Raw genomic sequence first — 7,207 nt, 5'->3', positions numbered from 1 at the left:
AAACAATATTCAGGTCGATTTAACCGCCGGTCAAATTTTCAATGTTTTAGTGGTTGATGACAATTCGATAAATCAGTTAATCACAAAAAAAATAATCGAAAAATACAATTACAAATGTACAGTTGTGGATTCGGGATTGGCGGCTCTTGAAATGCTGGACACTTTGCAATTTGACGTTATTTTAATGGATATCAACATGCCCGTGATGAATGGGTTTGAAACCACCAGGAGAATTCGCAGAAAAGGGATCAATACCAGTATAATCGCTTTAACTGCTTTTGATAAAGAGGAAATATCGGAAGAAGCTATTGCAGCCGGAATTAACGATATTCTTATTAAACCATTCGCACCTGCACTATTGGTTAAAACGATTAATCAACTAATATATAAAGTCGCGGAAGGACCTTTAGTATAAGCGTTGAAGGATAAAATAAAAATCGCAAAATCAGTTTTAAGTGATTTTGCGATTAATTATTTTAGACTTTTATTTTTTATTTGATGGCTATAGTCTTAGCCATTGTTTGTTTTGCTCCTTCTTTTTTATCAATTTCGACATGAAGGATGCCGTCTTTATAGTTGGCACTGATTTTATTTTCATCAGCATAATCAGGAAGGCTGAATGATCTGCGAAACGATTGGTAATTAAATTCTTTTCTGTAATAATTGCCTTTTTTTCTGGTCTCTTCTTTTTCTTGTTCTTTTTCTGAAGAAATAGAAAGCATATTATTGTCAATTTCAACCTTGAAATCTTCTTTTTTCAAACCTGGGGCAGCCAATTCAATTTCAATTTTTTTGTCCGTTTCCTTTAAGTTTACAGATGGCAAACTGCCGCCAATTGAAGCGAGGCTTCTGTCGGTCCAGTCCATAAGATCCAGCGGAGCGAAATCTTCAAAAAACGTGTCTACTGTTGGTAAAAACGGGCTTGTCACTAAAGGCACAAAACCGCCATTTCTTTTTACTAATGTTTTCATAATTTAAAAGTTTAAAGGTTTGTTAATCATTTATTTAAAATTACAAAAATCTTTTATAAAAACATCAGAATAGCGGTTAATTAACTCTGTATTAAGGTATTACGTAATAAAAAACGCCTTTTACCGGTGTGGTAAAAGGCATTTCTTACAGTTTCATTATTCGCTTTATAATTTAACTAGTACCAGCGTTTCTTATTTTGTTTCGAAGCATCTGATTTTCTGGATTTATGCGCGCCGCCACTTCTATTTGAATTTTTCGGTTTGGTTGATCCTCCTGGCGCGGTCTCGGGACTACCGGAATGCCATGGGTAAGGATGGTCGCTAACAGTTTTAACGTCAACTTTTATTAATTTCTGAATGTCCTTCCAATAGCCGTGTTCATCTTTACTGCAAAAAGAAATGGCAACTCCGCCGTTACCGGCGCGACCAGTTCTACCAATACGGTGTACGTAGGTTTCAGGGATGTTGGGTAAATCGAAATTAATTACATATGGTAATTGGTCAATATCGATTCCACGAGCAGCTATATCTGTAGCAACAAGAACTCCAACCTCTTTGTTTTTGAATGCTTCCAAAACACGTTGTCTGGCATTTTGTGATTTGTCACCATGAATGGCTTCAGCAGCAATGTTATTTTTACGTAAAGCCTTAACAACATTGTCAGCACCGTGTTTTGTTCTTGAAAAAACCAATACATCCGATAAATCTTGATTCTTGATCAAATGATACAACAGGTTTCTTTTCTCTGTTTTTTCAACAAAGTAAACATGTTGCTCCACATTCTCCGCCGTTGAAGAAACTGGGGATACGGTTACTGTTTCCGGATTAGTCAGGAACATTTCGGCAAGTTCTCTTATGGCGATTGGCATCGTTGCAGAGAAAAATAAGGTCTGTCTGTTTTTAGGGGTAAGTTTCACGATTTTTTTCACATCGTTTACAAAACCCATATCAAGCATTTGATCTGCTTCATCAAGTACCAACGCATGTAAATGGTCAAGATCGATAAATCCTTGCTTATGTAAGTCTAATAACCTTCCTGGGGTTGCAATTAAAATGTCAACACCGTTTTTCAGCGCATCTACTTGGGGATTCTGGGAAACCCCTCCAAAAATGGTCAATTGCGTTAAATTGGTGTATTTCCCGTAGGTGTCAAAACTCTGGCCTATTTGAACCGCTAATTCTCGTGTAGGAGTTACAACTAGGGCGCGAATTTGTTTTGCTTTCTTTGACGATCCTACAATACGGTGTAACTGGTGTATAATGGGTATGGCAAATGCTCCCGTTTTTCCGGTGCCTGTTTGTGCACAACCAATCAAATCCTTGCCTGCTAAAACGAGAGGGATTGATTGTTCTTGGATGGGAGTGGGGGTAGTATAGCCTTGTTCATATACGGCTCTTTGGATACTTTTTGAAAGCGATAAATCTTCGAATAACATGTTTTTGAAATTAAATATCCTGTATTAGGTACATGGATAGTTTTTGCAAAGATAGGATTATTATTTTTGATGCCTATTTGTTCAAAATATACAGATGAAGTAAAACATATTATATGTTGTAAAGTTTGAGGTTTTGATTATGCGACGATACTGTTTGATTTTATAAAGTCAGTGACTAAATAACCGATCAATTTGCCTATCAGGTGATTGTTTTTCTCTTCGTCTAAATCAGGAGCCCCTTCACATATATGAATGTAAGTGGCATTTTTGTTTTTGCCGAAAAAGGAAATAAACTGTCTTAGCTCTTCTACAGAAAAACCACTCAAAGTCATTGCGCTGCTTGCAATATTTGGAATTGCATCCAAATCAATTTCGATTCCGAAAAAATCAGTTTCGATAAATGCTAGCGCATTATTCATTTCTTGTTTGAATTCTTTTTCTTTTCTTATTTTTAAACTGTCGTACGTATTGTAGCGTACGCGATCTTCGGTTTTTTTAATTAGGTCCAGTACACTTTTGGAAGTGTAATTTTCATGCAAACCAAAAACGAAATACTTTTTCAGAAAGCCTTCTTCATAAGCGTACGAAAAACCATTTCCGCTATGGCGCCCTTCTAAGATTCTAAAATCGGAATGTGCGTCAAAATTTATGGCATTTACAGGTTTACCCTTCGCAAGTGCGGCACCTTTGATGTTGCCGTAAGAATTATTGTGTCCTCCTCCAATAATAATTGGGGTTTTTCCTGCTTTGATAATATTAAAAATAATATGGGAAACGTCCTTGTCAATTCTTTCCACCAACTGACTTAATTTGGAACGGTCGTCCACATCATGGAAGTCTAAATGTTCGACTTCTTTCATTTCGTCACAAACATTAACCTGTCCCAAAACAATCAGCTGGCTTCCTTTGCAAAAACGATTGTGTTGAATGTTGGCAATGCTTTTTATAGCGCTATCCCAAGCGGATGCGGCCCCTGGTCTTCCGTAATTGGCTCTTATTCCAATATCTTCAGGAATCCCTAACAGAACATATTTCGCTTCGCAGCTTTCTAAAAATGATATTGGATCAGTTCCTTTGGGAATTGTAATCATTTTTTCCCCAAATTTTATTTCCCCGCTTCTATGGTTGGTAATTTTGGCGAGATCATTCGTTGTAAAAGGCAGAAGCTTTTCCATAAAAAAAAAAATATTTTTCAAAAATACTATAATTGTGTTAACTTTCGTTTAACTTTAATATATATTGTTAAATTTGGAAAAAAATTAATAAAAATGGAAAATCAAAAAAGTAGTTCAAGTCTTAAAGCGATAATTGCTGTATTAGCAGTTTTACTGGTGGGAAGTTTAGTTTATATTTTTAAAGTTACATCTGATGTGACCACAGTGCAAACTGAGTTGAAAACCACGATGACTGAAAAAGAATCAGTTATGAAGGATTTGGGAGATTTAAAAGCAACTTATGATGCCGCAATTTCCGAAAACACCTCCATGTCAGACGAATTGATTCAAGAAAGGGACAAAGTGGTAAACTTGATGGCTGATCTGAACAAGTCTAAAGGGGATGTTGCTTCACTTGCGAAATACAGAACTCAATTTAATGCTTTGCAAAGCAATATGAAAGTTTTAATGGCAGAAAATGAAAATTTGAAAAAGGAAAACACGACTCTAACCACTCAACGTGACAGTACGGTCGTTGTATTGGATGAAACTAAGAAAAATGTTGAAACGCTAGCGGGACAAAACGAGGAACTGGCAAAAGCGGTCGAAAAAGGATCGAAATTAACGGTATTGAACACTAGTGGATCCGCTTTTAAACTAAGAAGTTCTGGTAAACAGATAGAAACTGACAAAGCAAGCAGAGCTGATGTTCTTAGAGTTAATTTTACAATTGCTGAAAATCAAATTGCCCAATCAGGGGACAAAACGTATCAAGTTCAAGTCATCGACAGTAAAAATAACGTTTTAGGCGATAAAAAAACGGAAACTTTTGGAGACAATACTTTGACGTATAGCTTTGCGGTTAATGTTGCTTATGAAAACAAAACGGTGAATGTTTCAAGAGATTTGAAAGGAAAAGACTTTGCTAAAGGAACGTATTATATCAATATATTTAACCAAGGCGAGTTAGTTTCTAAAACTAGTTTTGTTTTGAATTAATGGATATAAGTTTATTGAATTCATAAAAAAAGAGGAGCTAAATAGCTCCTCTTTTTTTATATAATATGTTGTCCTTCCAGGAATACAGCGTCAATTAAGTTGCTGCCAAATGCATAGGGCAGTTGGTAGTAGGAGGGAATCGGTTTTGTGATAATAAGATTCGCCTTTTTGCCAATGGTGATACTTCCATGCGAGTCTGATACTCCCATCGCATAAGCGCCATTTATTGTAGCTGCGTTTATTGCTTCCTCGGGAGTCATTTTCATCTTTATGCAGGCAGTAGCCACGACGAAATTCATGTTTCCGGATGGGGTTGATCCGGGATTGTAGTCCGTTGCAAGCGCAATCGGAAGTCCAGCGGTTATCATTTCGCGAGCCGGTGTATATGGGATACTCAAAAAGTAGGAGCAGGATGGCAAAGCCACCGGCATCGTCTCGGTGTTTTTTAAGGCAACAATGTCTTCCGGCTTAATTACCTCTAGGTGATCGACAGAAAGAGCATCATATTTTACGGCTGCTTGAACCCCACCGATAGAATTGAATTGGTTCACGTGAATTTTTGGCTTTAAGCCAAAACGGATTCCCGCTTCAATAATTTGTTCCGTTTCGGCAACGGTAAAATAGCCCGTTTCGCAAAAAACATCTATGTATTCGGCGAGCTGGTTCTTTGCAATTTCAGGAAGCATTTCATTGATGATCAAATCAATGTAGCCTTTTCTGTTTTCTTTGTATTCCAATGGAAAGGCATGAGCTCCCAGAAAAGTGGCTTTTATAGTGATGGGGTAATGTTGTGACAATTGTTGAATTACACGAAGAATCTTTAATTCACCATCCAAAGTAAGTCCGTATCCGGATTTAATTTCGACCGCTCCAGTTCCCAATCGCATCACTTCTTCCAGTCGTTCTTTTGATTGGCTGTAGATTTCTTCTTCTGATGATTCATTCAGTTTCTTGGCCGAATTTAAGATGCCACCACCACGGTTGGCTATTTCTTCATAGGTCATTCCGTTGATACGATCCACAAACTCCTGTTCTCGATTCCCGGCATACACAATGTGGGTATGGCTGTCGCACCAAGTAGGTAAAACCATTTTTCCTGTCGCATCAATAAGGGTGTCGGCTTCTGTTTCGGATAAATTTTCCATGGAGCCAAAACCGGCAATCAAATTATCTTTAATTAACAAGTATGCGTTCTTGATCGTTGGAAGGATAGCCATTTCGGCCCCAGAAACTTTTGTGATTCCCGTTTCCCGTATTTGCAGCAGCTCCTTGATATTGGTGATTAGTGTTGTCATTTTTTGTTTATTCAGAAACTTTAATTTCAAAGAGTTTATCCCAGTTTTTACCGGTCACAAAGATGGTTTTTGTTTTGGGATTATAAGCGATTCCGTTTAAAACTTCAGCGGTTTCATTTTTTACAAATTTTCGTAAACCAGACAAATCCAATATTCCTTCAACAGCACCATTCTTAGGGTCTACTACGGCAATGGCATCTTTTTGCCAAACGTTGGTGTAGATTTTTCCGTTGATCCATTCCAGTTCATTGATCGATTTGATTTTTGAATCACCCGAATAGACATTGATATAGTCGATCATTTTTTGTGTTTCTGGATCCATTTTCCAAATTTTCTCTGTTTTATCCGTTTGGTAAATGTATTTCCCGTCATTAGTCATTCCCCAACCTTCGATGTCTTTGTCGTAGGTAAAAGTTTTTTCGAGTTTTAGTGTGTTTGCATTGTAGATAAAACCTGTTTTTTCCTGCCAAGTCAATTGGTACATCTTGCCGTTAAGGAAGGTAATTCCCTCTCCAAAATATTTTGAATCAAGATCAACCTGTTTGTATATTTTGCCGGTTTTGTAATCGTATTTTCTGAAAAAAGACGAACCCTTTTGACCGGTACTTTCGTACAAGGTATCCCTATAAAACTCTAATCCCTCCGTGAAAGATGCCGTATCATGCGGGTAGGTATTTACAATGGTGTATTTAAGCAATTTGGGTTTCACATTTGAAACTAGTTCCACTCTTGTCGTTGCTTCTGAGTTTTCTCCATCATAATACACCAACGCTTTTAGGTTTTGATAGCCTAATTTTTGGTCTTTCAATTCAAAAGTCAGTTTGTCTAGGTTGTTTTTCGAAGCTATTTTTTTATCATTCACATAGTATATGATGCTGTCGACTTTCTTGGATTCCGGATTCAAAATTGCCAAGGTAAGCGCTTCTTGTGGCTGGTATTTTGCAGCAAATTTCGAAGTGTCGAAATTAAATATCGTGTTTTCTCCTTTTTTTGTATCCTCACAACCAGAAAGAGTGATTCCTAATAAAATGATAGATAGTAAGTTATATTTTTTCATTGTTTAAATTTTGAAGATACCAATATACAATGTTATTTTAAGAGCACAAAGCGCTTGCAAAAATATAAAAAGATTGTATATTTGCAGCGGCAAGTCCTACACGACCAGCTCCTGCAGACTCCCCCAGGATGGGAACATAGCAAGGGTACGTGGTTGAGCGGTGCGATGTAGGTCGCTTGCCATTTTTTCTAATCTGTTCGCTAAGGCGGTTCAGATTTTTTTTATGTCAATTTTGAAATGTTTTCAAAATAAAAACAATAACGGTCTTCCTTTTGGAGGATTTTTTTATTTTTGG

The 7,207-nt window shown here is 37.0% G+C and carries 7 protein-coding genes and 1 other RNA gene; 3 read left to right on the top strand and 5 right to left on the bottom strand.

The features are described 5' to 3' along the window. Window positions 1-415: response regulator (locus tag VIH09_RS03555; RefSeq protein ID WP_331577953.1), on the top strand; the 415-nt coding region annotated here is incomplete at its 5' end. A 76-nt stretch (window positions 416-491) separates the two neighbouring features. On the opposite strand, the gene VIH09_RS03550 is transcribed toward VIH09_RS03555, so the two are convergent. The 3 genes from VIH09_RS03550 to VIH09_RS03540 all read right to left on the bottom strand — a co-directional run bounded on the left by VIH09_RS03550 (window position 492) and on the right by VIH09_RS03540 (window position 3,582). Continuing rightward, on the bottom strand, window positions 492-971 hold the full coding sequence (locus tag VIH09_RS03550; RefSeq protein WP_331577951.1) for an Hsp20/alpha crystallin family protein: 480 nt from the start codon (window positions 969-971) through the stop codon (window positions 492-494). A 176-nt stretch (window positions 972-1,147) separates the two neighbouring features. Next, window positions 1,148-2,407 (bottom strand): DEAD/DEAH box helicase, encoded by a 1,260-nt coding sequence (locus VIH09_RS03545; protein WP_331577949.1) that lies wholly within the window; start codon window positions 2,405-2,407, stop codon window positions 1,148-1,150. Window positions 2,408-2,544: 137 nt separating this feature from the next. After that, complete coding sequence (locus tag VIH09_RS03540; protein WP_331577947.1) at window positions 2,545-3,582, bottom strand: formimidoylglutamase; 1,038 nt, start codon at window positions 3,580-3,582, stop codon at window positions 2,545-2,547. 93 nt (window positions 3,583-3,675) lie between these two features. Between VIH09_RS03540 and VIH09_RS03535 the strand changes: the two genes are divergently transcribed. Further along, complete coding sequence (locus tag VIH09_RS03535) at window positions 3,676-4,560, top strand: hypothetical protein (RefSeq protein WP_331577945.1); 885 nt, start codon at window positions 3,676-3,678, stop codon at window positions 4,558-4,560. 56 nt (window positions 4,561-4,616) lie between these two features. Here VIH09_RS03535 and hutI read toward each other — a convergent pair whose 3' ends face one another. After that, entirely contained in the window at window positions 4,617-5,855 is a 1,239-nt protein-coding gene (hutI, locus tag VIH09_RS03530) for an imidazolonepropionase (protein ID WP_331577943.1), read from the bottom strand. A 7-nt stretch (window positions 5,856-5,862) separates the two neighbouring features. Next, window positions 5,863-6,912, bottom strand: a complete 1,050-nt coding sequence (locus tag VIH09_RS03525; protein WP_331577941.1) for a glutaminyl-peptide cyclotransferase — start codon at window positions 6,910-6,912, stop codon at window positions 5,863-5,865. An 87-nt stretch (window positions 6,913-6,999) separates the two neighbouring features. Between VIH09_RS03525 and ffs the strand changes: the two genes are divergently transcribed. Beyond that, window positions 7,000-7,097, top strand: an RNA gene (ffs, locus tag VIH09_RS03520) — signal recognition particle sRNA small type. Window positions 7,098-7,207 lie beyond the last annotated feature (110 nt).

Source organism: Flavobacterium sp., assembly GCF_036515215.1.
Lineage (GTDB): Bacteria > Bacteroidota > Bacteroidia > Flavobacteriales > Flavobacteriaceae > Flavobacterium.
Note: the sequence above shows the minus strand (reverse complement) of the source record. Positions and strands in the feature narration are given on the sequence as shown.